The sequence below is a fragment of the Rhodoplanes sp. SY1 genome, assembly GCF_046000175.1.
In the GTDB taxonomy this organism is placed as follows: domain Bacteria; phylum Pseudomonadota; class Alphaproteobacteria; order Rhizobiales; family Xanthobacteraceae; genus Rhodoplanes.
In genome coordinates, this window is the sequence record NZ_JBEOMB010000251.1 from 1 (window position 1) to 791 (window position 791).

The following is a 791-nucleotide window of genomic DNA, read 5'->3' on the forward strand; positions in this document are numbered from 1 at the left end:
GCGTCGATGACGAGGTCGCCGGCCTCGGCGCTCCGGCTGCTCTCGGCGACGTCGCCGGTCCGCACCCGGGCGGCGCGGCGAACGTCGACCGCGAGGGCGAGCGCGATGGCGGCGAACACCAGCACGGCCGGCAGCGGGGCGAGCTCGTGGGTCAGCACGGCGGCCGACCAGGAGAGCGAGATCAGGTAGGACGCGACGGCCTTGCGGTTGATCCCCATGAAGCGGACCGACAGGCTCGGCGCGACCTCGCCGGGCACGCCCGGCTGGAACAGGCCGACGACGCCCTGCTTCTTCTCGCCGGTGCGCAGCAGCAGGATCGAGGTCTTGTTGTCCTCGCCGACGCGCAGCTTGTCGCACGGCACCAGCGGCAGGCCGCGCCAGGTGAGGAACGGCGAGCCGTACAGCGTCACGGTGGGCGGCGGCACGCCGCGCCGCGTGCATTCGCGTCCGAACGCCGCGATCGCCTTCGGATGCGCCAGGAAGAAGGCCGGCTCCTTCCACACGAGCGAGATCAGCTCGTCGAGATCGTCCGGGGTCGGCGGTCCCTTGCGGGTCGCGATCCGCATCGACGGCGCCGCGTTGGCGAGAAGGCCGTACTCGGCATTGTTGACGAGCTCGCTCTCCTGCCGTTCCTTCACCTTCTCGATCAAGAGCCGGAGCTGCTCCTGGATCTGATCATAAGGGTGGCTGTAGAGGTCGGAGACGCGGGTCTGCACGTCGAGCACCGTGGTGACGGCATTGAGCGAGTACTCGCGTGGCGTCTCCTCGTAGTCGACGAAGGTCTCGGGCAG

General features: G+C 69.8%; 1 protein-coding gene. It reads right to left on the reverse strand.

From position 1 onward, the window contains the following. Positions 1–791 (reverse strand): family 2A encapsulin nanocompartment shell protein (locus ABTU92_RS28935; RefSeq protein WP_408095017.1); only part of this gene is annotated, 791 nt, incomplete at both ends.